We start from the raw sequence: 25,979 nt of genomic DNA, 5'->3' as shown, positions 1-25,979 counted from the left end.
TACGCTAAAAAGGACCTTTAGCAGAGGCTTTATTGATCGCTGCGATCACCTCCTTTGAAGACAAAATCACAGGCAGTTCGATCCCATCAGGAGCATTGGGCCCATAAACCACATTAAACGGTACGCCATAGCGATTATGGCTCTGTAAATAGTCGGTAATAGGCGCCGAAGGTTTAGTCCAATCACCGATAACAAGATCTATATCATTTTGTTTTAAGCGGCTATAAACAGGGTCTTGTAATATCACCCCGACTTTATTGGCTTTACAGGTAATACACCAATCTGCGGTCACATCAACGAAGACCACTTTCCCTTCAGCGACTTTTGCCTGAATGTCACTTTGTTGCAGTGGAGTCCAACTAAGATCTGTGGGTAACGGACGCGCCCAGTTATCTGATGTGGCAAAAGCAGTTATCGCACTGACAAGAATACCCATGCTAATACTGGCGATCACGGCAGCAGAGCCATGAACCCTAGCCATCAACGTGATAAATAACAGCACTAATATCGCCGCAGCAACCCATAGAATGCCCGTTGAAATGAAGTTGGCTAATAAGCTAATAAGCCAAAGACTGGTGAGTAACAATAAGCCTGCAAAAATAACCTTAACCACATTCATCCAGCGACCGGGCTTTGGAAAGTAATTCGCCACTTGCGGGACTGCCGCGACCATCAACCATGGTAACGCCATTCCGACAGCTAAGGCCGTAAAGATAACAAACAAGCTGATAGCATCTGCCCCAAGTGCAAATGCGACTGCAGTGCCTAAAAAAGGTGCGCTACAGGGTGTGGCCAATAGTGTCGCGAACATCCCTTGTAAAAAGTGACCACGGTTGTCATTGCCACCGGTCGTCGCCAGCTTTGTTTGCACACTAGAAGGCAAGTTAATTTCAAATGCCCCTAACATGTTTAAGGCAAATACAGAGGTGATTAGCGCCATAAAGCCAATAAACCAAGGGTTTTGGAATTGCACGCCCCAACCTATTGCTTGTCCGGTGACTTTTAGGGTAAGAATAAAGCCCGCTAACAGCCAGAAAGAGACCAAAATACCTAAAGCTGACGATAAAAATTGTTGTCTTATCTTAGTTTTATTAAATTCTGGCGCGGCCACAACTGCACTTAACTTCATACCGAGAACCGGTAACACACACGGCATGACATTCAAGATCAAACCACCGAGTAGTGCTATCAGCAACATAGTCAGTAATGACGATCCACTATCAATAATATCCACCGCGGTCACCGGTGCGCTGTACTCAATAGCCGTATCCGCCTCTATCACAGTGACATTTAACGATTTACCAATGAGATCCGTTTCTCCTAACCAACTGCTACCATCAAAAATGGCTTTTAGTTGTTTAACCCCTTGATCATTGGTACTGGTTTCTACCTTTTTTAATTTAAAGGTAACGTCGGGTTCACCATCAATAATCAATTGCGGATATTGCCAATCGCCCTCGTTTAGTAACACTTCAAGTTGTCGCTTTTCTTGATCCCAACCAAGGTTAATGTCGGCGTCAGTCTTATGCAGTGGCACGCTCGATGTTGCCTTGTTATAGGCAAACATCGCGGCGGGATCCGCTGTCATACGCTTAGGATCAATGTTTAGGTTTATTTCATAATCGGTTAACACGCAGATGTTGGTACAGCTAGATAACGTGAGCAAACCTTTAATTTTAATAGGTTTATTAATATAATTACTCTGTAATAACATCGGAAACATCACATCATGCTTATATCCAAATGTCTGTAAACCCAGTAATGAAAAGGCTTCTGGTGTGGGCCAGTCCCAACTTACATTGGCAAGGTTTTCCGATTGTTCCCAATCAATACTAGGAGCAATGCCGCCTTCTCCAGGGCTGCGCCAATAGGTTTTCCAATCACCGTCAAGCTTAACCTCTAACACCGCCGGCAAGGTCTTGCTTACGGGATCTAGCTCGCCAGTAAGCATGAACTTAGCGGTAACTGGCGGGTGATTTGGATTTTCAATCCACCCAGTAGATTGGGCAAAGGTTGAGCTCGATATTAACAAGCCAAATATCAGTAACAAGGGTTTAACAATTTTCAATTTCGTCTCCGTAGAAATGCATAATCTCAGCTCTCTAAGCAATAAAGAGGCTGAGCTTTTTGAGCTAAGTCGTTATGCTGTCAGCACATTTTCAAAAGGCTTACTGAGTCACAGTAAGCGCAAAATATATTGATAAAAGATGGTGTAAAGCGCAAATAGAGTCAGTTTAGCGGTAAAGCTAATGACTTTTATACGTTACTCTTGAAAACGACAAAAAAAGAGGTGTATTCGCCGTGGTTTAGGCAGAATCGGAACATCAAGAACCCAATGCAATTGGCGGAAAACGATAGGTAACATTGGAATGAAAAACAGCAATAGCAATACAAGGCTTAGATTCGGTTCATCCATGCAAACCCGTAAAGATTTTGCAGATAGCTCACAAGCCTTTACGGTTAATTCATCCAAAGATTGTTCTGCCGTCAAACTCTGCGTGCTGAATTGCGGCACATCATGGCTAATAATCTGATTGATAGTATGAAATATTCGACTATTTTGCATCAAACATAAAAAAATCAGCACAGTAAAAACCATGACGACTCCATTATTAGTGGTTTGTTTTTTGCAAAAAAAGCGAATAACGAACTCCAGAACTATCGATTATCACCAGCGTCATGCGCCAATAACAGATAAGACCGAGCTTTAGCAGATTTAGTTCATCAAGATATAGAAATAACTTTGTCTCGATGTAATTAAGTTCAATTTGAGTCCAATGACACTCACTGAAGTTAAGTGTCATTGGAGCTATTACTGAGGATAAATATAGCCCTCTTAGCTTAATTTTCTACGGAGGATCTTGGTGGCTTCAACAAGATTGATCAACGCTGGCTCAACTTCATCCCAAGTACGTGTTTTAAGACCACAATCAGGGTTAATCCACAGTTGCTGCACATCGATTTTTTGCACTGCTTTTTCCATTAATGCCACAATGTCATCAACCGACGGAGTGTTCGGGCTGTGAATATCGTAAACGCCTGGACCAATTTCGTTCGGATAATTGAAATATTCAAATGCGTTCAGCAACTCCATCCGTGAACGTGAGGTTTCAATGGTAATCACATCCGCATCCATTGCAGCTATTGCGGCGATGGTTTCATTGAATTCGCTGTAACACATGTGCGTGTGGATCTGGGTGTCATTTACCACACCTGCTGCGCTTAATTTAAAGGCATTAACCGCCCAGTTAAGATAGTGATGCCAATCACTCTTTTTAAGCGGTAAGCCTTCACGAAACGCAGGTTCATCGATTTGAATAATACCAATCCCCGCATTTTGCAACTCGACCACTTCATCACGAATCGCCAAACCAATCTGAGTCGCTATCTGTTCACGGCTGATATCTTCTCGGGCAAATGACCAATGCAGGATGGTTACCGGACCTGTTAGCATGCCTTTCACCGGTTTTTCAGTCAGACTTTGAGCAAATTCAGCCCACTCAACCGTCATAGCACTGCGGCGCGATACATCACCATAAATAAGCGGCGGCTTAACACAGCGAGAGCCATAGCTTTGTACCCAGCCAAATTGCGTAAAGCCGACACCATCAAGCTGCTCACCAAAGTATTCCACCATGTCATTACGTTCAGCCTCACCATGCACTAATACATCAAGACCAAGCTTTAGCTGACGTTCAACCGTATCTTTGGTGACTTGGCGTAATTGCTCATTGTAGATTTCTAGTGTGATCTCTCCTTTACGCCAGCGACCTCGTAAGCCGCGAATGGCTGGGGTTTGAGGAAAGCTGCCAATCGTCGTCGTGGGTAATAACGGCAGTTTATATTTCTGCCTTTGCGCTGCTTGACGTATTGTAAATACATCATCACGCTCGTAATCAGCCGCGCTTAACCCTGCAACTCTGGCAATGACATCTTGATTAGCCGCTTTTGCTCTAACGGTTCGTCGCGCTACACACTGCTTAACAATCTCAAGGCTTTGTGTTGAATTAGGATCTATCAACAACTGCTTAAGTTTGCTCAGTTCAGACAGTTTCTGTTTTGCGAAAGAAAGTTGCTGTTTCAATTCTGGCGCTAATTGGGTTTCTACTTCCAAATCGACAGGGCTATGCAGCAATGAACATGATGGTGCTAACCAGAGTCGCTGCTTAAGATCATTGGCCACATTTGAGATAGATTCTGCAATATGGTCCAGTTCTGCCGCCCATACATTGCGGCCATTGATGACACCAACGGATAGCACCTGTGTTGCTCTTAACGTCTCAACAAATGGCGCGAGCTGCTCGGGTCCACTAACAAGATCAAGATGTAACCCTGCTACGGGTAACTTAGCCACCAATGTATGATGATGGGCGATGCTACCGTAATAACTTGCCAGTAGAATACTCACTTCACTGCTTGCTAGCGCTTGATAAGCTTGAGTAATCGCTTCGGTCCACTGGCTATCTAACTCGAGCGCTAAAATAGGTTCGTCTAACTGCACCCATTCAACGCCTTGCGCCGTAAATCGAGCCAATATTTTACCGTAGGCGATTAATAGCGCTGGCAACAATGACAGTTTATCAAACTCACTATCGACCGTTTTTGCCAAGTAAAGAAATGACACAGGCCCAAGCAGTACCGGTTTGGCTTGATAGCCTAACGCCTGTGCTTCTGCGACCTCTTCAAATATTTGTTCATAGCCAATACCGAATTGTTGATTTTCGGTGAGTTCCGGCACGATGTAGTGATAGTTAGTATTGAAATACTTGGTCATTTCTGCGGCGGGAGCGTCTTTTCCTGTTGGTGCTCGGCCACGACCGACGCGAAACAAAGTGTCTAGGTCTATCCCATTTTCACCGCGGTGACGAACGGGGATCACATCTAAAGTGGCACTCAAATTAAGGATCTGATCATAATATGCAAAATCCCCAACCGGGATTAATGAAACTCCAGCATCAGCCTGCCAGCGCCAGTGTGTTGCACGTAATTCTTTCGCAATATCAAGTAGATCATTCTGACTACTCTCTCCTCTCCAATACTTCTCGACAGCGAACTTCAATTCACGTAACCGACCTATTCTAGGGAAACCCAAACTATTTAATTGCATACTGTATACCTTCTAGTGTTAAGATGAGCAAAATTCAGGCATACGCTCATCTGAATAGCATTATTCCAATACCCATCAGGATGTCTGGACGTCTAGAAGTTTATTGTGATAGTCTCTTTCATCGCAATCGAAATGAATTCAAGAGCAACATGAGAAAATTTCATCTGAGGATAAAATGATAGAGCTTAGACATTTACGTACATTAGTTGCCCTTAAGGAAAGCGGCAGCCTCGCTGGAGCTGCCAAGAAACGCTTTGTCACGCAGTCGGCACTGTCTCATCAGATCAAAGAACTTGAAACCAGGATTAATTCGACCATTTTTGTGCGAAAAAGCAAGCCTCTCTCTTTCACCCAAGAAGGTGCCAGATTGCTAAACCTGGCAGAAGATATTTTACCTAAAGTCATTGAAACCGAGTTTGACCTCAAAAAGGGACTTGAAGAGGGCGATAACAAGCTTGGTGTCGGTATTGAATGCCATAGCTGTTTTCGCTGGCTAATGCCCGTTATGGAGCAGTTCAGGCAGGAGTATCCACAGGCCGATCTCGATCTTTCGAGCCGCCATCTTTTCGACTCTCTCAACGCGCTTGAATTAGGAGAACTGGATGTGGTGCTAACGTCAGATCCTGTGCCAGGACAAGCAATTGCTTACCAACACCTTTTTGACTTTGAAGTGCGACTTGTTGTGTCCAGTGATCACCCGCTTGCAAAAGAGCAATATGTCACCCCAAAACAACTCGAAAACTTGCCGATTTTAAGTTACCCAGTGTCGCTAGAACGTTTGGATATTTATCGTCATTTCATGGAACCTGCTGGCATTCAAGCAGGGCCGGTGATTAAGTGTGATCTCACCATGATGTTACTACAACGCATCGCGTGTAAAGATGGTATTGCTGCGTTACCAAACTGGTCTATCAGCGAAAGCTACGGCTTAAACCTCGTTAGCATTAAATTGGGTAGCGAAGGGTTAAAAAGACCCTTGTTTGGTGCTTATCGCAGAAATGGGGCTAATGCACGTTTAGCGCAGCATTGGCTAGAGATGGTGGCAAAGGAAGGGATTTATCAACAGAAACTCGACTAACGATTTAATACTGTTACTCATAAAAAAAACCTGCTAACAGCAGGCTTTTTTATGTTCTATAACGGTCGCAATAATAGCTTTCTTTTAGCGAGCGTGCGCCGAAGCACCAATCCTGGTGAAGCAGCATTATGTGTTTGGCGTAAATTATGTGCGATCAAAAACTCATCACGTAACTCTTCATCGAGCCCCAACGATTCGAAAGCTTCCATCGTCAACGTTTGTTGCTGATTTTCAATAACGGCTTTAAGCACACTAAGCGAGTAGGGCTTATCGTTATCATGGTTTAAATAAGCAAACGCAGTCAACGCGATGATGTCACCAAATACGCTAAATAATGCTAATGTTTGCACTTCATCTGGGCTGATATCAAAGCTATTCATTTGATGTAGGCTATCAACAGCCTCTGTTGCAACGGCTTCAGTCAGTGCCCAGTAACCATGAACTAGTTTTTTATATGGCTCTTTTAGCTCATCTAACCTTTCTTTCAAATAAAAGGTAAACGCATAACGATAGATGTTCACCTGCCCTAGTCTCACTAAAGCATCTTTCAATGAACGATTCTTTATGGATGAGGCCGAGATTTGATTCGCCGTACTGCTGCGCCACAGTAAGTGCGCCGATAACGCCGGATCTGACGAGACAATATCAATCACATTTCGAATATCACCATCAGCAATGATGGCTTTTTTTAACGGGATAAGTATCCCTCTACGGCCAATTACCTGCTCTTCATTGCTGATAATAGCGCGTACTTGAGTAAATACCTGCTGCTCAAGATCTGTCATTTCAAGCGTTAAACCTTTTATTATATTTATTGATATACGCAATCAGCTTAAAGCTCTTAGCCATTGGTATTTGGGGCCAAGCCCTCATTCCCTAGCTTACCAAGTTTCAGCCATCTAATGCGCATTTAATTTCGTTCAGTGAATAAATCTGTGATTCGATTAACAGTCCAAATAAAGACTGCACTAGTGCGACAAATCCAAGTAATTAGTCTGTTTTATTCGCTGGCTGTTGCTAAAGTCCTCAGCGACTCAGTCAGGAGTCCAATGTACGTTGAGTATTCCTCAGCTAATTTTTACTGATAATACTGCCTACGGCATCATTTACCATGATTTATCACTGGTTTATCTTTTCAAGTATGGACTTGGCGAGTGCTAAGTAGCCACTATCATTAAGATGGATGGCATCTGACTTCTGACTCGAACGACTCAGTAAGTCGCTGAGTACGTCCTCAATGAGCACTAATCGATACTCGTCTGCCAATTCAGCATAAATAGGCGATGGTGATAGAAACAGACTTTTTTGAGGCACCGCTACCAACAATACTGTCACCCCTTGTGATTGAGCTTGTTCAATCATGGTTGCCAAATTAGCTTTAGTGCTCGCTTTAGACTGATTTCTGAGAAAGTCATTACCACCTTCAAGCAAAATGAGTAGTTCAGGCAAGTGTTTTGCTAATACGCTAGGCAACCTCTTAGCACCTTGACGAGTTGTTTCTCCCGACACCCCTGCATTAATCACATTTAGACCACTCATATTTGCCAGTTGACTAGGATAATCCATCCCTTTTGTCGCCCCTACACCTGCTGTTAGGCTATCACCGAATGCGATAACGGTAGCGTTATTCGACAATGCTGTCACTTTGGGTTCTTGGCAAGCTTGTAGCAGCAGTGCGAGCGACAATATAATAAAAATTAGGCTATTTCTCATTAGAGGCCTGTTATTTCAGTTGCAAGGAAAGATGCCAGTTAGCATACAAGTTATTGGCTTCAATTTGAAAGCTCAACTTAGCACTCGCTTTAACGACAGAGCCTTTGTAAATTTGTGTTTAATTTCACATATAATTTCGCCCAGCCCTCGGGTTTAAACGCCTAAAATTCATCCACTAACGTTATAAAACCATTCAAAGAAAGTCATAACTTAGATCTAAATCACAATCCTTATCATTTGCATTAAACTAATTGAACTTTACATAGACAGCAGAAATGGGCTTCGACATAATCGCCATCAACAATAATCATTATCATTTACAATGCGCGGTTAACACACCTTAAAGGATTGCTACACCAAGGGAAGGGATTGATTTATTACGGTGTCTCCGCTTTACGGGATCTATCATGAAGTTTAAGACCTCTTTAGTCGCACTGTCGATTTCAGCTACACTACTGCCACATATTGCTCAGGCTCAAGATGAAGATATAGAAATCATCACCGTCACCGCTAGTCGAATGGATAAGCCTGTCAGCTCAATTCCTAATACTGTTACCATCATCGACCAAGAGCAATTAGAAGAGCAGTTTCGTACCACTAAAGACCTCTCAACCATCATTGGCAATTTAGCGCCGAGCTTCTCTCCAAGCCGCCAAAAAATGAGCAATACTGGTGAGACACTGCGTGGCAGAGCCCCGTTAATCATGATAGATGGTGTACCGCAATCGAATCCACTGCGCAGCGGCGGTCGTTCAGGGCAGACGATTGATCCCGCGATGATCGCGCGTATTGAGATTATTCATGGTGCCAACGCCATGCATGGTTTAGGTGCCCAAGGCGGCATCATCAACTACATCACTAAAAAACCCACCGGCGACAATAAGCACCAAGTAAGTTTTGATGTCAGTGTGCCTAACAGCCTAGACGGTGATGGCATTAGCTTTGGTACCAGCTATGCCTTTTCTGGTGAATCAGAAAACTTAGACATGATTGGTTCTGTCAGTTACCGCAATAACGGTGTTTATTACGATGCTAACGACGACATGATTGGGGTTGATACCACTCAAGGCGAGTCGATGGACAGCCAAAGTGCCGATTTCTTTATCAAACTTGGCCACGATTTCGATGAGTCTCGATTGGAGCTAATGGTTAACCATTACAATATGGAAAACAACGGCAACTATATGGCCGTTAAAGGCGATAAAGAAAACGACGTGCCTACTGGCGCAATCGAACAAGACCAGCCTTGGGAAGCAGCCAACAATCAAGTCACCACCACTAGCTTGACCTATATCCATGAAAACATTGGCGGTCAGCAGCTAAACCTACAGTTTTTCAATCAAAATTTTGAAGCGGTTTACGGTGGTGGTTGTTGGGCGAGCTTTTACGACCCAAGCATGGAAGGCAGCGATCAGGTCACAGTCTGTGGCACTGGCACCAACGGCGAGTCTCTCTACTATGAGCAATCGCGTAATAAGTCAGTTAAATGGGGCATGAAAGCATCAATGCTGGCCAAAAATATCGCCGATTCTGGTGTCAGTATTGCGTACGGCTTGGATGTCTTCCGCGACACAACTGAGCAAGATATGGTGGTCAGTGGCGCCTCTTGGGTACCTGAAAGCACCTACGATAACATTGCGCCTTTCGCGCAAATAGATTACGACATCATCGACAATCTAACCCTATCGGGTGGCGTGCGTTATGAATACGCTAAGCTCAATGTCGATGATTACAAAACGTTATACGGTTACGGTGACAAACACATCGAGGGTGGCTCACCCGATTTTACCGAAACGCTATTTAATATCGGCGTTTCTTATAAACTGAACTCCGCGCTACGGATCTACACCAGCTACAACCAAGGCTTTGGTATGCCAGACGTTGGACGCGTACTCAGAGACGGCGATAACTTTCAAGGCGTGAACCCAAGTATTGAAGATAGCTTAGCGCTAGAGCCTATTGTGACTGACAATATTGAGTTTGGTGCCGATTACCAAGGTGACAACTTCTCAGCCAAAATCGCTTATTACCGCTCATCGAGTGATTACGGCTCACGCATGGTCGAAAAAGGCGATGGCAGCGGCTCGTTCGTGATTAAACGCGAAAAGAGTGTTATTGAAGGCATCGAGTCGAACATCACCGCTTACCTAGGCGATCATGATGATGTGGGCGTTAATATCGCAATCCAAAATGGCGAGTACGATTCTAATAATGATCAAAGCGTAGATACTGATCTAGATGGTGCCAACATGTCACCCAATCGTATTAACCTATTTTGGACCCATAACTACGACAACGATATCTCTACCCGAGTACAAGCAAATTACTATATGGATAAAGACTTTAAAAACGCGGATAACGATGTGTACGCCAACTTTGATGGTTACACCACGGTTGATGCATCTATCGCTATTCCAGTCTACGACGGCACCCTAAGCATCGGGATCCAGAACTTGCTCAACGAAGACTATTACACTTACTACTCACAGACTGTCGGTACAGACACACGTTACTTCAAAGGCATGGGGCGCACCGCCACTATCGGCTTTACACTACCGTTTTAATAACGAAATCAATAGACATTAAAAAAGCCACTAGCGTTTAACGCTAGTGGCTCTCTTTTATCTCTAATCAAGACTTAAGTTTAGCCGTTCATCATCCCTTACGCTTACGCACATAAGGCAGTACTAACAGTGCAACACCAACGAGCAAGAATGGAATACTCAACAGTTGCCCCGCGCTAAATGTCCATGCATCAGCATAAACGGCTTGTTTAACCTTGACCATCTCGATAGCGAATCGCGCACTAAAGACTAATACCAAGAACAAACCAAAGATAGCGCCGTGCTTCTGCTTCATCTCAGTCAGCTTATAAACCGCCCATAACAACACAAATATTAATAAGTAAGCTATCCCTTCGTACAGCTGCGCTGGGTGGCGAGGTAGCATATCAACTCGCTCAAAAATAATTCCCCACGGTGCATCTGTCGGCAAGCCCAAGATCTCTGAATTAACAAAGTTGGCCATCCGCACGAAGAAGCCAAAGATAGCGGTCGCTATCGCCAAGCGATCGAGTAAAAACAAGAAGGGTAGCTTAACCTGACGCTGGTAATAGTAGAGTGCCAAAATAGCCCCTACACCCCCACCATGGCTGGCTAACCCACCTTCCCATATCGCGAAAATTTTCATTGGATGACTGAAGTAATAAGCAGGGTCATAAAATAGACAATGCGCTAAACGCGCACCAACAATAATGCCGACAACGCAATACATCAGTAAGTTATCCAGCGACTCTACCGGCAGTTTTTCCTTTATATATATACGCTTCATTACCTGAAAGCCCGAGGCTATCGCTAGCGCAAACATAATGCCGTACCAATGTACTTTAAGCCCCATAAAGCTAATCGCTACAGGGTCTACATTCCAAATTATATGGTCCAAATTTAACCTTCCAGATCTATGTCTTTAAATCAAAACGCCTAAAACTATTGCGCAGTTTTACCCTGCAACAAACGATTTAGCAAGTGCTAACAACCATATACATAGTGGCTGTAGATCTTTCACGGTTGTTTTTGCCGCAGTTTATTGGCTATTTTAACAAGGCGTAGGCTATGTCGTTTAGTCATTCTCCACAAATAGCCTACAACACCGTAAAAATAGCCAAGAAGCGCGGCCCTTAGGGTTCGTTTCAATACTTTTAGTCTTTTACAACTAGAGTGCGTTACGCGCTTTTCGCTCAGGTTGCTAAATCATCGCTCAAGCCTTGTACTAAAATAATTATTCCTTACGGTAAAGAATCGAACAAAAACCAAGCTCGTAAGATCAGCTGCCCCTAAACTCATGGGAACTTAATTAGTTCTCTAAAATGTGACCTCATTATTTCAATCTGATCATCAGCACGGCCGACATCTTCAAATTGCGACGATATTAACGGTCATTGTGGGTCGAAAACCCATCCAACTGTAAACATTTAGGTGAGCATATTCAATTGCGCGCATATTCCACTGCAACAGAATTTTTGCTATAGTGCCGCCTCAGCCACCCTACATAAATTTAGGGCTCACTAGCCGCGATTTATTGCCTGCTATAAAGCCCCCCAGAAATTGGAAATATAGGCTGATGACTCAGTTTCAAGGTTCACATATCCTCTCGGTAAACCAACTTAGTTTGGATTCCGTACAGAACATATTCAACGTTGCCACCCGAATGACCCCTTATGCTTTAAGACAAAAACGCACCACCGTCTTAGATGGAGCTGTATTGGGCAATCTTTTCTTTGAACCAAGTACGCGTACTCGCATCAGCTTTGGCTGCGCGTTTAGCTTGCTCGGTGGCAAAGTGAATGAAACCGTGGGTATGGCGTCATCCTCTTTGTCAAAAGGCGAATCCTTATACGATACCGCCAGAGTGCTATCGAGCTACTCAGATGTGATTGCGATGCGTCACCCTGAAGCATTTTCAGTTAAAGAATTTGCCGAGGGCAGTCGTGTTCCAGTCATCAATGGTGGTGATGGCTCAAACGAGCATCCAACTCAAGCATTACTAGACCTGTTTACCATTCAAAAAGAGCTCGCTGCAGGTGGGCGTGATATTAGCGGCATGCATATCGCTATGGTAGGCGACCTGAAATTTGGCCGCACAGTGCATTCACTTTCTCGACTCTTGTGTATGTATAAGGATGTCAGCTTCACGTTAGTGTCACCGAAAGAGTTAGCAATGCCTGACTATGTGATCAATGACATTGAAAATGCTGGGCATACGATCACAATAACAGATCAACTTGAAGGCAATTTAGACCGCGCTGATATACTCTATCTAACGCGTATTCAAGAAGAGCGCTTCCCTTCGCAAGATGAAGCAAATAAATACCGTGGAAAATTTAGATTAAACCAAAGTATTTATACAAAACATTGTAAATCGAACACAGTGATCATGCATCCGCTGCCACGAGATTCTCGTAAGCAAGCAAATGAACTGGATAACGATCTTAATAACCACCCTAACCTCGCCATCTTTAGGCAGGCTGATAACGGTTTATTAATTCGTATGGCACTGTTTGCACTGACGCTTGGTGTTGACTCTCAATTAGAGCAATATGAGCGCCCAGTTAATTGGTATTCACGAAAAGCTGAATTTTAATCAAGCTACTGACTTTTAAGGATCTAAAATGACCCGTTCCGACGAACTCTTTGAACAGGCTAAAAAAACCATTCCAGGCGGCGTTAACTCTCCAGTCCGCGCATTTAGTAGTGTTGGTGGTGCTCCACGTTTTATTGAAAAAGCCGATGGCGCATATATCTTTGATGCCGACGGTAAAAAATACATCGATTATGTTGGCTCTTGGGGCCCAATGATCTTGGGACATAACCACCCAAAAATTCGTCAAGCAGTACTTGCTGCGGTTGAAAACGGCTTATCATTTGGTGCGCCAACTGAACTTGAAGTCACTATGGCTGAAAAAGTCATCGAAATGGTGCCTTCAATGGAACAAGTTCGTATGGTGAGTTCAGGTACTGAAGCCACTATGAGTGCTATCCGTTTAGCACGTGGCTTTACTAACCGTGACAACATTTTAAAGTTTGAAGGCTGCTACCACGGCCACGCTGACTGCTTACTCGTAAAAGCAGGTTCAGGTGCACTCACTTTAGGTCAGCCAAGCTCTCCTGGTATTCCTGAAGATTTCGCCAAGCACACTTTAACGGCAACTTATAATGACCTTGATTCGGTTAAGGCACTATTTGAGCAATATCCAGATAGCATCTCTTGCATCATTCTTGAGCCTGTTGCTGGCAACATGAACTGCATTCCACCAGTTGAAGGTTTCTTACAGGGCCTACGTGCAATCTGTGACCAATACGGTGCATTGATGATTATCGATGAAGTAATGACGGGTTTCCGTGTCTCTAAGGGCGGCGCACAAGGTCACTACGGCGTAACACCGGATCTAACAACACTTGGTAAAGTGATTGGCGGCGGCATGCCAGTGGGGGCTTTTGGTGGCCGTAAAGATGTGATGCAGTTTATTGCGCCTACTGGCCCAGTTTATCAAGCGGGTACACTGTCAGGTAACCCAATAGCAATGTCTGCAGGTCTTGCACAATTGGACGCGCTTTGTGAAGACGGTGTTTACGAGCAACTCGCCGCTAAGACACAGTATGTTGCAGAAGGCCTTAAAGCATCTGCAAACAAGCACGGCATTCCAATGGCAATCAACTACGTTGGCGGCATGTTTGGTTTCTTCTTTACAGAAGAAGAGCAAGTGACCTCATTTGAGCAAGTGACCAAGTGCGATGCTGAGAAATTCCCAGTGTTTTACCATGGCATGCTCGATGAAGGCATTTACTTAGCACCAAGCGCTTATGAAGCAGGTTTCATGTCACTGGCTCATGGTGAAGCAGAACTGGAAGCAACGCTTGCTGCTGCTGATCGCGTTTTTGCAAAAATGGCAAAAGGCTAGACTTAACGCATACAGTTAAGGTTATAGACCCTAGTTAACGTCAAAGGAACACCTAGGTGTTCCTTTTTTATGGGCTTAATTTTAGATAATAAAAAAGGATGCTTTCGCATCCTCTTATATCGTAGCCACAGCACTAAGTATTTGACCCATTCAGAGCACCTCAGACTTTTCAATTCAAGACGCATTAGTGAAGCAATGGTTATTCCCGTTTAAGCCAATGCAAAGCAGAAGTGGAAAATCAGAGTCGCTTAACGAGTGCGGCCGACGTTTAAAGTAAATGGCAAAGCCCTTTAAGCTTCGTTGTCGGTTTTCGATATACGATTAAGTGGTCTATTTTGTTCCATACAAAATAAGACATTCCCGCCCTCCTTGGCGGTCAGATCCAGGAGATACGAGTCCGCGGATGGACGAAGGTAGAGCTATTACCAAGGATGCCAGAGCCGAGTATAACGATTAGTTTCAATGCCCCATCTTGCCTACAGGGCTTTTAATTCCCACATAATGGTCGAACTTTTAATACAACGGGTATAAGTTTTAACTATAAAGTCCATCATCTGACCATGCCTATTTTCCGTTATATAAATTCAAGTACATGTTTTTGCTTAATGGCAATAATTTCTTATTCAATCTCTCTTAGTTAAGCTATCTACTGCGTGTATTTTAACCACGAAAAAACAGTCATTGTCGCTACACATTAATAACAAGTCAGCGGTTAACACTAAGTTATACAAAATCCACAGTGTTAAGCTCACGTTTCTGCAATAACTTTGATCCAGATAACAGTTGCGTTCTTATTTATGCTGTGGTCTGATCGCCGCGCTCTAGCAAGGAAAGCTTAAACAAACCTTAAATTAGAGCAAGCCTGTACTGATTTCAGTATCCAATATAAAAATCTGTCTGTGAGTAGCCCTATGTTGTACGCATTTTTAATATCGCTAGCTGTACTCGCGTTGTTGAGTATTGTGTTTGAAGAAGTTACCCATCTAAATAAAGCTAAAACCACTCTGTTTTTTGGATGTATCTCTTGGATTGTGCTCTTTATGGCCGCGGGAGATCCCAGCCATGAAAAGTTAGTCGAAGAACAACTAAACGAAAATCTGCTGGAAATTGCCACCTTATGGTTGTTTCTGATGTCTACCATGACCTTTGTTGCGTATCTCAATGCCAAAGGAATGATCCAAGTACTGGTGCAAAAGCTATTTCCTGAACGTGTATCGGTGCGCATGTTAATGCTGCAAGTGGCATTGTTCTCACTGGTACTTTCCGCTATTTGCGACAACGTGACCGCAACGCTCGTTTCTCTGGGCTTACTCACCACTTTCAACCTAGAAAAGAACATACGTAGACGCATGGCCGTGCTCATCATTTTTGCGGTTAACTCGGGTGGAGTCGCGCTTATCACAGGTGATGTGACAACCTTGATGATCTTTCTTGGTGGCCATGTCCATATGTCAGAACTTCTGATGCTATCTATACCTGCTGCGGTTAGCGTCATGCTGCTAGCAGTGCTATTTTCACTTAAAGCTGAAGGCGAAGTCTGTACGACACCCATTAAAACAGAGGTTCGCTCAGTTGATATCGGTATCGCTGTCATCTTCTTTACCACGATTGTAATGACAATGGTGTTAAACATATTATTTGGGATCCCTCCAGTACTTACCTTTTTAACCGGACTGTCGGTGATGTTCCTTGTTGGGCATACAACACGCAGCAATAAAGAGGAGCTGCAGATCCTGGAGTATATCCGTCAAGTTGAATACGACACCCTGTTGTTCTTTTTAGGGATTTTACTGCTTGTAGGCATGCTTAAAGAGATTGGCACCTTGGATCTATTAACTCAGGTTTATACTCAGTTTGACCCTAACATCTCCAACTTTGTTGCCGGTATTGGTTCTGCGTTACTTGATAACGTGCCATTAACCGCGGCATTATTAAAAGCCGAACCCGCGCTTAATACACCTGAATGGTTAGGGCTGACATACTCAGTTGGTGTTGGCGGATCTTTACTTGTTATCGGCTCAGCGGCCGGCATTATCGCCATGAGTAAAGTAAAAGAACTGACCTTTGTTAGCTATCTTAAATATGTGCCAGCTCTAGCCCTATGTTATTCCGTCGGCTACGCACTGACCTTACTGTTGGCTTACCATTTCTACGGCTAGCACGACCAACAACAGAAAGTGATACGCACTAAAAAGGCCTAACGATTGTTAGGCCTTTTTAGTGACGATACTGCTCGAAGAACAGTTGTCAGTAGATTCACCTAGATTGCAGGGACCTTAAATTCGGTGCCCTGTATCGACAACACCACATCTCGAGGTCTAATCTCTACAATGGTGAGTTTACCTTGGATCTTATCGCCCTGCTGCAGTTCAGCGCCATCCACATTCAACCAGCGATTGTCCTCAACACTTGAGTATACATGCGCATTAATAGAAAATTCTGGAACCTGTAACTGCAAGCCTGCGGGTAACTGCCCGTACTTAGGAATACTATCCGTTTTTGGCGTGGTAGGGATAGGGTCTAATGCTGGCTGAGTCACCGGAGTGGCAAATGCGTTTTCTCGCTCGATATCTTTAAGCGCAGCTTCAAAAGCGGCAACGAGGTTATTGTCATTTTGTGGTTTCGGCTTTGAATCTAAACCAACGTCTGCAGCTGCAAGATCAACTTCGTATTGCAGTGATGCCAACATATCTTGACCACGTTGATTAGCATTAGCGCCCAATATAATCGGATCGGGTTGATTGCTAACGGCTTGCGGCTTAACTTCGTCAGGACTCTCGTCCGCTTCAATACTCTGTTGCGCTTTAAGTACTGCCGCGAGTAAATCGTTACCTGCTGCATCGTTCGACGTTGTCACTCTGCCAGCGGGTACAAACGATGTTTGACGGGCTTGAGGTCCACTGTTAGGCATTGCCCTTGCTACAGGTAACGCGACTTTGCCAGCAAGCTTTACACTTGCGTCATTAGCCTCAAACTGACGACCCGCCGCTGATGCAATATTGAGCGGTGTATTCGGTTGGTTCTGCTCCGGTGCGATTGCAAACGTTTGATTAGCGACGTTATCGTTATTATTGTTTTCTACCATGAACATTTGGCTCAATAACCACGCTAACGCAACGCTAAGTAACAGTAAAGCTGCAAATACCACGGCGCGTTTAGCCATTTGATGCTCATGGCTAACCGTCTTATATTGGGCTCTAGGCGTCATTACAACATCATGTTGGATACCTTGAGACTGCTGTTTATCTCTCGTCACAGCATCGAGTAAAATTGACATTAATACAACCTCTTAGATTGACCTAAACGAGGTCCGACATCACTTAAGTAGAGGTTTAACTGCACCAATGTTTGTGCTCCGGCAATACCGTCAGCCGCCAATCCATGTTGCCGCTGAAATGCTTTTACTGCTTGCTCTAACTGGCCGTCAAACTGATACACTAATCGAGGTGATGATTCTGTCACAATGGCTAAACTATTTTCTAACCACTGCAATTGAGCCTGATTGGCAGACTTACCAATTTCACTGACTTGATTGTGAGGTGCTTGCCAAAGTATTTCGAACGTACCGCTAAAGTGTCGCGTAAACCAGTCTCGTTTAACCCACAACTGTTGCTCATTAAGTTGCAGTAACATCTGCTCACCTTGTCTTGCGACAACGGTGCCATAAAATGCTTGTTGCTGCTCATCGACAAGGTAAACAACGGCGGGGAAGTTTAACCTCACTATCGAATTCCAGTTACCCTGCTGCTGATAACAAGACAAGCCTTGTTGCTGCGCAGATTGACAGGCGGATAGGCCGATATAAGGCGCTTTCTCCCACAAGCCTAAGATACTGGCATAAGCGGTGTCGATATCACGACTTTGTGCCATCGCATTTTTGAGTACTCGCTGACTGCTGCTCAATGTTGTTGTAGTGGTATTCACCTCAGTGCTCGCACTTCCATCATTAGAGGCTGAAGCTGGGAAACGATTAGGTTCTGAATTTGTGGTGTCGTTTGCCGATTGGCTAAAGAGGTAAAATGCCCCTGAAAAAGTCAATATTATTGATGCTGCTAAGCCGATGGGAAGCCAGATGTTTTTCTTTTCAGGTTCTTCACCTAACACTTCTCGTGATGCCATATTGATCATATTTTTATCAATAGGCACTTTAGATTGCGCATAACTGGCCATTAGTGCACGTTCGCACAACAGGTTAATTAACCTGGGGATGCCATCACTGTGCTTATGTAATGTCTTAATGGCACTTTTATGGAATAAAGGTTCGTGTCGACCCGCCACTTGCAGTCGATGCTGAACATAGAGTCCAACCTCTTCCAGCGTTAATGGCAATAGGTGGTAACGAGCGGTAATTCGCTGTGCTAACTGGCGCAACTCTTGCCGTTTAAGCAGCTGCTGTAACTCTGGCTGGCCAATTAGAATCACCTGCAATAACTTCTTGGTATCGGTTTCTAGATTAGTCAGTAATCGCAGTTGCTCAAGCACTTCCGCTTTAAGGTGCTGCGCCTCATCAATGATAAGTACCGTATTACGGCCGTTACTGTGATTATTGAGCAAAAATGTACTGATACGGTCCGTCAGTTGTTTAAGGCTTGGAGATTCACAGTAACTTATCTCTAATTCATCACATAATGTCGCCAGTAGCTCTAACTCCGTCAAAGCTGGGTTGAGAATAAAGGCTGTATCTGTGTTCTCGGGCAGTTGATTGAGTAAGCAACGCGACACAGTGGTTTTTCCGGTACCCACCTCCCCCGTCAGCAACACAAAGCCACCGGTTTCACCTAATCCATAGGTCAGATGTGCTAACGCTTCTCTATGGCGATCGCTTAGAAACAGATAATGTGGGTTTGGCGCTATAGAGAAAGGGTTATCTTTCAACCCAAAAAAAGCCTTATACATACTGCTTTTAATCCTTGTTAGAGGAGCAAAACCGCCGATTGGGCCGTTAATCACTCTGCTATTTAGAAAACGTTTGAATGGCTGCAACATAACACTTTGAGTGCCACTAACCTATCAGCTTAATGCTCAACGCTTTGACAATAATCTAGAAATTACACTCACGTTAAAGCCAAGCAGATCAGTTGTCAAAACTTGCGACAACTTAAGCGGCTAAAGTAAGAGGTCTATCGGCTCAAGTAAGAGGTCTATTTTGACAGCTAACATCGATTTATCCATGCTAAACTGCTACTTATGTCCATAAGTGAGCTTTATTGTGAAAATCTATCTCGTTGGCGGCGCTGTCCGCGATAATTTGCTAAATCTGCCGATAAAAGATCGTGACTATATGGTGGTGGGTGCCACGCCAGAGCAGATGCTGGCCTTGGGTTATAAGCAAGTCGGTAAGGACTTCCCGGTATTTCTGCACCCCAGTACCCAACAAGAGTATGCCCTTGCCAGAACCGAGCGAAAAACCGCGGCAGGATATGGGGGCTTTAGCGTGGATGCTGCACCTAATGTAACCCTAGAGCAAGACTTACTCCGCAGGGACCTGACCATTAATGCCATTGCCCAAGATAGTGACGGAAACCAATATGATCCGTACTTGGGGATTGCCGATCTTAATGCCCGTATATTAAGGCATGTGTCCGATGCCTTCGTAGAAGATCCACTTCGCGTACTGCGTGTTGCCCGTTTCGCCGCCCGTTTTCATGCTCTGGGTTTTACCATTGCAGCAGAGACTCTCGAGTTAATGAGAAAGATCAGCCAAAGTGGTGAACTCGAGGCCTTAACGCCTGAGCGAGTTTATATTGAACTCGACAAAGCATTATCGAGCAATGCGCCACAAGTCTTCTTCAGCGTATTAAAAGACTGCGGTGCTTTAAGTATTTTATTCCCAGAAATTGATGCGCTTTTTGGCGTACCACAGCCTGAACAATGGCACCCTGAAATTGACACTGGCATCCATACGTTAATGGTGCTTGAGCAAGCCGCCAAGCTGTCTAATGACAATGCTGTAAGGTTTGCCGCACTACTACATGATCTCGGTAAGGCGTTGAGCCCTAAAGAATCACTACCAAAACATTATGGTCATGGACAAAAAGGATTGCCCCTCATTAAAGCGCTTTGTCATCGCTATAGAGTGCCAAATGAATACCGCGATCTGGCATTACTGGTCAGCGACCAACATCAAAACATCCATAATGCGATGGATCTTAGGGCTGACACCATCGTTAAGCTGTTCGACAAAGCAGATTTTTGGCGTAAACCGCAACGCATAGAACAGCTCTTACTCAGTTGTGAAGCCGATGCTAAGGGCCGTAAAGGTTTTGAGCTAAATGAGTATCCTCAGGCTGACTACATACAAGCGTGTTTTGATGCCGCATCGAATGTGGCAGTAAAGGCCATTATTGATGATGGTTTTAAAGGTGCGGACATTAAGCAACAACTTACTATCAAGCGAATTGCAGCGGTACAAGCACTCAAAAACAATCAGCCAAATTAAGGCGAAAATAAAAACTCAGCTTAGATTGATATTAATAGTCTAAGATTATGATTGTGTGAATTAGCATTTAAATTGCACTTAGCTTGCAATTGAGCAATTATTCGCTAAGGTATTCAGAGCTTAGCATTAAAATTCATAGCAAATTTTTTTGTCTATGACATAATTAAGCTGCTCAGTTGTTATGTGCAGCTGTGCTAATTAAATCCAACCTAAATAAAGGGAATTCCCGATGAATAACAAAATACTTTTGATTGCTGGTGTAGCAATGACTACCCTTCTAGGTGGCTGTGCAAACACTACTGCTCTTGAAGAAAGCGTTGCAAACCTAGGTAACAAAGTTGACCAGCTTTCAGCTGAAGTTAGCTCTCTAAAGTCTGATCATGGCAAAATGTCTGCTGACATTAATGATGCAAAAGCAGCTGCTATGGACGCACAAGCAGAAGCTAAGCGTGCTAACGACCGCATCGACAACGTAGCAACTTCTTACAAGAAGTAATTACGTTGAGGCATTAGCTTAATCATTAAGCTAGTACCCAAGGCTTGGTTTCAAGGTAACTTGACCAAGCCTTAAATTTATCTGCACTAACCTCACAATATCTCTCGACGTTCAAACACGGTTAAACTCCTCACTGTTTTTAAGCGATAAAAAAGCGCCCTATATGGACGCCTAATAAAGCTTGTCAAATGCATCAGCTCAAAGCTATTGAATATTGGTTGGAATACCACGCTGAGTGAGTAAAGCATCATTGGCTTTACTGTAATCGACAGTATCTTGACCAATGAACTCGATGACATCGCGATTCATCTCAATCACACGACTACTTTGTCCTTCAGACTCAGACAATGGCGAGTGAACTTCAATTAATTGTTGTCCATCAGGTTCGGCTGAGATTTTTACAGCTTGATTAATGACGGTAACAGAATCGCCGTACTTAACTTTATCAAATAACCATTCAATATCATCAGGGTTTAGTCGAATACAGCCCGCACTCACCCGCATCCCAATACCAAAATCTTTATTGGTACCGTGAATAAGATAGCTACCGTCACCATAGGATAGTTGAATAGCAAACTTGCCTAGCGGATTGTCTGGCCCCGCGAGTACCACTCTTGGTAGCTCTTCGCCACGCTGCTCTAAATGCTCTTTTCGAATACTTGCTGGCGGCGTCCAACTTGGATTAGGGATACGAGATTTAATCTTTGTCACCATCTCTGGTGTTTCTCGCCCTACTCTTCCGATCCCGACAGGAAAGACATGGACCTCTTTGCCGCCTTTTGGAAAGTAATAGAGCCTCAGTTCAGCCAGATTAATCACCACCCCTTTATGAGGCACATCTGGCAGCAACATTTGCGTAGGGATCAACAAGCGGCTTCCTGGCGTAGGTAAGAAAGGGTCTACACCGGGGTTAGATTCCATTAACTCCAAAATACCAATGTTGTACTGTTTAGAGATGGTTTGGAAGTAATCGCCTTTTTGCACCATATGCTCTTGTAATTCACCGACTAAACGACTGCCGCCTTGAGGGATTTGATAAACATTAGCAAAAGAAAACAACGGTAAAGTCGCTAAGATGAACAACAGCAATATACGCATCATCAGTATCTATAATTCCATTAGGTTGAATAAGCAAAGGTTACCCTGAGCCAAGACTATTTTCTAGTCATCAAGTTAATTACAAAGTCTATCTCTAGTGAGTCAAACTTTGCGTGTTGTATATGGTGTCGCATACTGTCATTCGCTCGCCAAGCATAAGGCGTCATGTCAAGAAGTGCGATAGCTTGCTCTCCAGACACCTTAACACTGATTGATAGACGTTCGCTTTGCAGTAACTCAAGCTCTTTGGGAAGATTATTGCTGACCGACTTTTCGCTGAGATCTGGGTATATAAACTCTCGAATTTGCCATAAGTGTCTAGGACCAGCTGCCACTTGCAACAAAATACCATCTTGTTTAAGCACTCGAGTCAGCTCTTTTCCCTTAAGCGGCTTATCGATTAAGGTGATCAGGTCAAAACTTTCATCTTTGATTGGTAGATGTTTTAAGTTTGAAACAATATAAGTCGGACCACTTTGTGATTTTGCAGCTGCAAAAATGGCATTCTCAGCTTCTGAAACCCCGGTTTGCTCCAAGGCGGTTTCAGGTTGTTGCTCAGTCAAGATATCCTTGACGGTTCTTAAGAAGTAACCTTCACCACAATCATAATCTAACTGCGATAATGACGCTCCTTCAGCAAACTGAGGCAAGTTAGCAATGATCTCAGCCAGTTTCTCTGCCAGTGGTACATAGATGCCGGACTCAAGCACGTAACGCTTAGCACGCATTACAGCTCGTGAGTCTATTTTAGGTTTTTTGACTAGACCAAACAGCCAATAGCCTTGTTCATTCTTGTCAAAGTGGTGCTTGTTTTCACAATGCATGCCTTTTGACTCTTCGTGCACCATTAGCGGTGATTGGCAAGTTGGGCAAAGATAAATACTGTTCATGACACGCTCGCTGTTAAAATAAATAAGTAATTAAAGTGTGTGTAAGTCGCTTTAAAGGAAGATAAAGCCACACAACACCGCCCCTAGAACTAGGCGATAAATAACAAACGGAGTCATGCCCATTTTGCTGATGATTTTCAAGAAATAGTGAATACAAACATAGGCTGCGACAAATGACACAATAATGCCTAAACCTAACGCTTGATAGTCGATAGCTTGACCACTGGAAATGAGATCTTTAGTCACTAATATCGCCGCACCTAAACTGACTGGCACCGACATTAAAAAGGAAAATCGCGCCGCGGCTTCACGACTTAAGCCAAGCATTAACGCTGCCGTAATGGTGGCACCAGAGCGTGATGTCCCTGGAATAAGCGCCATTGCCTGCGCAATACCAATCACCAGTGCTTTTTTCCAACCGACTTGAAACTCAGTAAAACCTTGACGTTGCATTCTGTCTGCCCACCAAAGCAATAAACCAAAGATAATGGTGGTTGCAGCAATCACTTCAATATTACGAAGATGAGTTGCAATAAAGTCTTTTGCCGTAAAACCAACAATCACCGCAGGGATCGTCGCCAGTATAATCCACCAAGACAGCTTACTTTCTTCTGTTTGCTTACCGCTGACGATACTGCCGGTCCACGCTTTAAACATCGAGAGCAGCTCTTTACGAAAATACATCACCACAGCCAGCAGTGAGCCGGTATTGACTGCCACATCAAACGACAACCCTTGATCTTCCCAATTCAACAATTGAGCAGGCAAGATAAGGTGTGCTGAGCTTGAAATGGGTAAAAACTCGGTGAGGCCCTGGATCAGCGCCAATATAATCACCTGAAAAGTGTCCATAACTATCCTATATTAAAAAGCTTTTTATACTGACCAATCGAATTCAATAGGCCATAAATGTTGTTGAGTCTTGTCATATTCATCCCAAAGGATTTGATATGGCTCATGGGTAACCGGGTGAGTTAACAGCGGCGCAATTTCAGCCAACGGCCAAAGTACAAATGCGTTGTATAAAATCTCAGCACGCGGCAGCTCTATTGGCGTCTGACAAACCACGTCATCATAAAGCAGTAAGTCGAGATCTAATGTTCTCGCTGCAAACTTCTTGGCGCCTTTCACCCGACCGTGGTCTTGTTCAATCTGTTTAAACGTCGCGACAACGGCCTCTATTGGCAATGCTGTTTCAGCAGCAACGACCATATTTAAAAAATTGGTGCCGTCAAAACCTACCGCTTCACTTTCAAAAACCGACGAAAGCAGCAGTTCATCGAAATGACAATTCAAATCAATTAAAGCCGCCTTAAGGTGACGAATCGGTTCAATATTACTGCCTAGACTTATATAAATTTTAGCCATTTATACATGACCTCGTTCAATCTCAACGCCTACAGCTGCCGCTGTCGGTACAGCGCCAGGCTTCATTACTTTTACTTTCACCCAAGGCACGTTGAATTCCACCATCACACAATGTGCGACCTGCTCAGCAACCGTCTCAATCAGCTCGATTGGCTTCTCCGTGATCAGCGCCGTGAGTCGATTCGACACGGTTTCGTAGCACAAAGCATTTTCATAATCGTCACTCGCGGCGGCTAAGCGATTATCCCAAGCCATATCTAAATCCAGTAACAAGGTTTGATGGATCTGCTTTTCCCATTCATAGACCCCAATGACGGTTTCTATTTTAAGTTCTCTGATCAGTACTTTATCCATGATTTCTCCAAAACCTTAATCTTTACCATTGAGGTCTGATTAGCTAAAGCGAACAAAAAGGATATAATCCGTCGCAAAGCTAAGATATTACTCTTTGGCTCTTTCGAACGAGAGAAAATCCAAGTAGGATAATTCCTCGTAAATAAAGAATTTATAAAAAACAGCGGCTCTATATGCAAGGTAGCTAAGAAAGCTGTAAAGCTGTTTTTTGTGCTCCAATTCACTGGCTAATTTACAAGTCAGTCAGCTAAGTTTAAAGAGCATTTTTTTATGTTGCGCGATAATACCCTAAGACGGATAAGGAAACCAATTTGACCAGTACTGCACTAACAATAATGATGATAGTGGGCGCCTATTTGGCAGGCTCAATATCGAGTGCTGTACTTGTGTGTAAAATGCGCGGCCTCCCCGACCCAAGAACCGTAGGTTCAGGTAATCCGGGGGCGACCAATGTATTGCGTATAGGCGGCGCGAGTTCCGCTGTACTGGTACTTTTTTTCGATATGCTTAAAGGCGCTGCTCCAGCATATCTCGCTTTTAGATTAGGTGTTGACCCCGTAGCGCTTGGGCTTATCGCCATTGCTGCTTGCTTAGGTCATATTTTCCCCATCTTTTTTGGATTTAAAGGCGGTAAAGGCGTTGCCACCGCATTTGGCGCAATGGCGCCCATAGGTCATTATCTAGCATTATTTTTAATGCTGACTTGGGCCGCTATAGTACTCATCACCCGCTACTCATCTTTGGCAGCCATCTGCACGGCATTGCTCGCGCCAGTGTTCACATGGTGGATTGACGATAGGTTTACCATTCCGGTTGCGATGTTATCAACCCTGATTGTCATTCGTCATCGCGATAATATTAGCCGCTTACTAAAGGGCGAAGAGGCTAAACTGTCACGAAAACGTCGTAATAAAACCTCTTAGATAATTATCCTCTTAAATGTCCAAGCTCATACTCGAAAACAGCGCCATAAAAAACG

Annotated in this window: 21 protein-coding genes; 8 read left to right on the top strand and 13 right to left on the bottom strand. The window is 43.9% G+C overall.

Translation table 11 applies throughout. The annotated features are described in order from the left end of the window. Positions 1-4: 4 nt before the first annotated feature. From CXF86_RS01480 to metE, 3 genes are all read right to left on the bottom strand, one after another. The gene (locus CXF86_RS01480) at positions 5-2,068 is read right to left on the bottom strand and encodes a protein-disulfide reductase DsbD family protein (RefSeq protein WP_257985248.1); all 2,064 of its coding nucleotides are present in this window, start codon (positions 2,066-2,068) and stop codon (positions 5-7) included. A gap of 195 nt (positions 2,069-2,263) precedes the next feature. After that, positions 2,264-2,599, bottom strand: coding sequence for a hypothetical protein (locus CXF86_RS01475; RefSeq protein ID WP_102038165.1), 336 nt, complete (start codon positions 2,597-2,599; stop codon positions 2,264-2,266). Positions 2,600-2,836: 237 nt separating this feature from the next. Next, complete coding sequence (gene metE / locus CXF86_RS01470) at positions 2,837-5,107, bottom strand: 5-methyltetrahydropteroyltriglutamate--homocysteine S-methyltransferase (RefSeq protein ID WP_102038164.1); 2,271 nt, start codon at positions 5,105-5,107, stop codon at positions 2,837-2,839. Between the two features lie 175 nt (positions 5,108-5,282). Here metE and CXF86_RS01465 point away from each other — a divergent pair, with 175 nt between their 5' ends. Then, positions 5,283-6,185, top strand: a complete 903-nt coding sequence (locus CXF86_RS01465; protein ID WP_102038163.1) for a LysR family transcriptional regulator — start codon at positions 5,283-5,285, stop codon at positions 6,183-6,185. A gap of 56 nt (positions 6,186-6,241) precedes the next feature. Here CXF86_RS01465 and CXF86_RS01460 read toward each other — a convergent pair whose 3' ends face one another. Together CXF86_RS01460 and CXF86_RS01455 are read right to left on the bottom strand one after the other, a co-directional pair. Next, positions 6,242-6,970 carry an HDOD domain-containing protein gene (locus CXF86_RS01460; protein ID WP_101092950.1) on the bottom strand — a complete coding sequence of 243 codons (729 nt, stop codon included), beginning with the start codon at positions 6,968-6,970 and terminating at the stop codon, positions 6,242-6,244. A gap of 334 nt (positions 6,971-7,304) precedes the next feature. Next, on the bottom strand, positions 7,305-7,898 hold the full coding sequence (locus CXF86_RS01455) for a GDSL-type esterase/lipase family protein (protein ID WP_101092951.1): 594 nt from the start codon (positions 7,896-7,898) through the stop codon (positions 7,305-7,307). 407 nt (positions 7,899-8,305) lie between these two features. Between CXF86_RS01455 and CXF86_RS01450 the strand changes: the two genes are divergently transcribed. Continuing rightward, positions 8,306-10,462 carry a TonB-dependent receptor gene (locus CXF86_RS01450; RefSeq protein WP_102038162.1) on the top strand — a complete coding sequence of 719 codons (2,157 nt, stop codon included), beginning with the start codon at positions 8,306-8,308 and terminating at the stop codon, positions 10,460-10,462. A gap of 91 nt (positions 10,463-10,553) precedes the next feature. Here CXF86_RS01450 and lgt read toward each other — a convergent pair whose 3' ends face one another. Then, positions 10,554-11,339, bottom strand: coding sequence for a prolipoprotein diacylglyceryl transferase (lgt, locus tag CXF86_RS01445; RefSeq protein ID WP_101092955.1), 786 nt, complete (start codon positions 11,337-11,339; stop codon positions 10,554-10,556). Positions 11,340-12,017: 678 nt separating this feature from the next. On the opposite strand from lgt, the gene CXF86_RS01440 reads away from it, so the two are divergent. The 3 genes from CXF86_RS01440 (at position 12,018) to nhaD (ending at position 16,514) form a co-directional block, all read left to right on the top strand. Continuing rightward, a complete protein-coding gene (locus CXF86_RS01440) occupies positions 12,018-13,037 on the top strand; it encodes an aspartate carbamoyltransferase (protein ID WP_102038161.1) in 1,020 nt (339 codons plus the stop codon). A gap of 28 nt (positions 13,038-13,065) precedes the next feature. Next, positions 13,066-14,355, top strand: a complete 1,290-nt coding sequence (hemL, locus tag CXF86_RS01435; RefSeq protein WP_101092959.1) for a glutamate-1-semialdehyde 2,1-aminomutase — start codon at positions 13,066-13,068, stop codon at positions 14,353-14,355. A gap of 911 nt (positions 14,356-15,266) precedes the next feature. After that, positions 15,267-16,514: a sodium:proton antiporter NhaD gene (nhaD, locus tag CXF86_RS01430; protein ID WP_101092961.1), complete on the top strand. Its 1,248-nt coding sequence runs from the start codon at positions 15,267-15,269 to the stop codon at positions 16,512-16,514. Between the two features lie 101 nt (positions 16,515-16,615). Here nhaD and CXF86_RS01425 read toward each other — a convergent pair whose 3' ends face one another. Both CXF86_RS01425 and CXF86_RS01420 read right to left on the bottom strand, forming a co-directional pair. Beyond that, positions 16,616-17,632: a general secretion pathway protein GspB gene (locus CXF86_RS01425; RefSeq protein WP_102038160.1), complete on the bottom strand. Its 1,017-nt coding sequence runs from the start codon at positions 17,630-17,632 to the stop codon at positions 16,616-16,618. Then, positions 17,632-19,251, bottom strand: coding sequence for an ExeA family protein (locus CXF86_RS01420; RefSeq protein WP_102038159.1), 1,620 nt, complete (start codon positions 19,249-19,251; stop codon positions 17,632-17,634). Before CXF86_RS01420 ends, CXF86_RS01425 begins: the two co-directional genes overlap by 1 nt. Positions 19,252-19,564: 313 nt before the next feature. Here CXF86_RS01420 and CXF86_RS01415 point away from each other — a divergent pair, with 313 nt between their 5' ends. Together CXF86_RS01415 and CXF86_RS01410 are read left to right on the top strand one after the other, a co-directional pair. Then, positions 19,565-20,794 carry a multifunctional CCA addition/repair protein gene (locus CXF86_RS01415; RefSeq protein ID WP_101092967.1) on the top strand — a complete coding sequence of 410 codons (1,230 nt, stop codon included), beginning with the start codon at positions 19,565-19,567 and terminating at the stop codon, positions 20,792-20,794. A 229-nt stretch (positions 20,795-21,023) separates the two neighbouring features. After that, positions 21,024-21,290 (top strand): Lpp/OprI family alanine-zipper lipoprotein, encoded by a 267-nt coding sequence (locus CXF86_RS01410; RefSeq protein ID WP_101092969.1) that lies wholly within the window; start codon positions 21,024-21,026, stop codon positions 21,288-21,290. Positions 21,291-21,494: 204 nt separating this feature from the next. On the opposite strand, the gene CXF86_RS01405 is transcribed toward CXF86_RS01410, so the two are convergent. From CXF86_RS01405 to folB, 5 genes are read right to left on the bottom strand one after another with little or no spacing between them, the layout of a single operon-like run. Continuing rightward, a complete protein-coding gene (locus CXF86_RS01405) occupies positions 21,495-22,391 on the bottom strand; it encodes a L,D-transpeptidase family protein (RefSeq protein WP_102038158.1) in 897 nt (298 codons plus the stop codon). 53 nt (positions 22,392-22,444) lie between these two features. Then, entirely contained in the window at positions 22,445-23,278 is an 834-nt protein-coding gene (locus tag CXF86_RS01400) for a putative RNA methyltransferase (RefSeq protein WP_101092973.1), read from the bottom strand. Positions 23,279-23,329: 51 nt separating this feature from the next. Next, entirely contained in the window at positions 23,330-24,130 is an 801-nt protein-coding gene (locus CXF86_RS01395) for an undecaprenyl-diphosphate phosphatase (RefSeq protein ID WP_101092975.1), read from the bottom strand. A 24-nt stretch (positions 24,131-24,154) separates the two neighbouring features. Then, the gene (folK, locus tag CXF86_RS01390; RefSeq protein ID WP_102038157.1) at positions 24,155-24,646 is read right to left on the bottom strand and encodes a 2-amino-4-hydroxy-6-hydroxymethyldihydropteridine diphosphokinase; all 492 of its coding nucleotides are present in this window, start codon (positions 24,644-24,646) and stop codon (positions 24,155-24,157) included. Next, on the bottom strand, positions 24,647-25,000 hold the full coding sequence (gene folB / locus CXF86_RS01385; RefSeq protein ID WP_102038156.1) for a dihydroneopterin aldolase: 354 nt from the start codon (positions 24,998-25,000) through the stop codon (positions 24,647-24,649). 311 nt (positions 25,001-25,311) lie between these two features. Here folB and plsY point away from each other — a divergent pair, with 311 nt between their 5' ends. Next, positions 25,312-25,923, top strand: coding sequence for a glycerol-3-phosphate 1-O-acyltransferase PlsY (gene plsY, locus CXF86_RS01380; protein ID WP_101092981.1), 612 nt, complete (start codon positions 25,312-25,314; stop codon positions 25,921-25,923). The last annotated feature ends 56 nt before the right edge of the window (positions 25,924-25,979 follow it).

The organism is Shewanella sp. GutCb (assembly GCF_002836135.1).
Taxonomy (GTDB): Bacteria; Pseudomonadota; Gammaproteobacteria; order Enterobacterales; family Shewanellaceae; genus Shewanella.
This window is presented reverse-complemented; position numbering and strand designations above follow the sequence as displayed.